Source organism: Gilliamella intestini (assembly GCF_900094935.1).
GTDB classification, from domain to species: Bacteria; Pseudomonadota; Gammaproteobacteria; order Enterobacterales; family Orbaceae; genus Gilliamella; species Gilliamella intestini.
Window position 1 is genome coordinate 1 of sequence record NZ_FMBA01000112.1, and the last position, 1,195, is coordinate 1,195.

General features: G+C 26.7%; 3 protein-coding genes. All 3 read right to left on the minus strand.

Features of this window, described 5'->3' with window-relative positions; all coding sequences use genetic code 11:
- Positions 1 to 134, minus strand: a 134-nt coding sequence (locus GA0061080_RS13275; RefSeq protein WP_439330231.1) for a DUF6531 domain-containing protein, incomplete at its 3' end; no start/stop codon positions are given.
- 65 nt (positions 135 to 199) lie between these two features.
- Positions 200 to 892 (minus strand): hypothetical protein, encoded by a 693-nt coding sequence (locus GA0061080_RS12315; protein WP_091126268.1) that lies wholly within the window; start codon positions 890 to 892, stop codon positions 200 to 202.
- 12 nt (positions 893 to 904) lie between these two features.
- Positions 905 to 1,195, minus strand: a 291-nt coding sequence (locus GA0061080_RS12725; RefSeq protein ID WP_209435856.1) for a hypothetical protein, incomplete at its 5' end; no start/stop codon positions are given.

Below are 1,195 nucleotides of genomic sequence, written 5' to 3' on the forward strand. Positions count from 1 at the left end.
TGATGGTCTTCAGTAAAGGTAAGGCTATGACAAAGCGTGTGGCTCCAACCATAGCCTAATCCATTATTGAACTCAACGGCACTGGTTCGGTAAAGCCGTTGCCAAACCAAAAAACTGTAAATACACAAATTTATTTACAGGGTTCTGTCGAAGTAATAAGATATTTTGCTATAAGATAGTAAAGGTTAATACTTTGAAGCTATACTACATAATTTTTATATGCAATATTACCTTTTTCACTACTTCTAAAATAATTTTTGGAAAAGACATATTCTAAAAAATTAGAATAAATATTATTCAGATCTAGCTGATTAATATTTCTATTTTTTAATTTGACAATTAATTCTTGATATCTGTTAATAATATCAACTTCATGGTGTGTAATATAATCTCGAAACTCTACTGTTTGAATTAAAATATCTGATTCTTCAAAAACAAAATTTAATCTACCTGAAAAAACAATTTTTAAATTGATTTCTTGATCGGAATAGTCAGCACTTTTTCCTGCCAACCAAATATATTTATCCCCTATGGTAAAATTAGAATCTGTGGAATGAAAACGTTCATTTTTTTCATCATGTATTTTTAAATACATGTTTTTGAAGTTTTTTATAATTAATCTTGCCTTTCTAATCAAAATAATTAATATACTACTTGGGTCATTTAAATCAATTTCATTTAAAGCATTATTAAGAACACTTTTAGGATTTTGCTTTATAATAGGTAAATACCAAATTTCCTCGCTCATGTTAACCGCTATATTTTCTAAGTTGACTTGAAAATCATCTTCACCACTTTCTAAGTCAAACGATAAATAGTTTTCTATTCCTAGATTATTGTCTAAGCATATAAATTCCTGATAACTATTGGTTACATCTAATTTATATTCCATAATAAACCTTAATTATTTTCTAATAAATTTATATTCAGTAATAGTTTCATTCTGTATAGGTTTGCCATTTGATTGTGAATACCCTTTACTTGAAATAACATTTTTTTCAGATAAAGTGAATCCCTTGTCTGCAGCAATTTTTTCTATATTCTTCATACTTGGATTATTCCAACTACCTTTGATAATAATTGTTCCATTATTATCTAAAACTCTTAATATTTCACTACCTAATGGATCATATTTATATGGGTTTTCCATAATAATTTTATTTTGCGAACCTGTTGCAATATTTGACAAATCATT

Bases quoted from the DNA above. Each gene is read 5' to 3' on its own strand.
- GA0061080_RS12315 (WP_091126268.1), bottom strand. From the start codon at position 892: ATGGAATATAAATTAGATGTAACCAATAGTTATCAGGAATTTATATGC.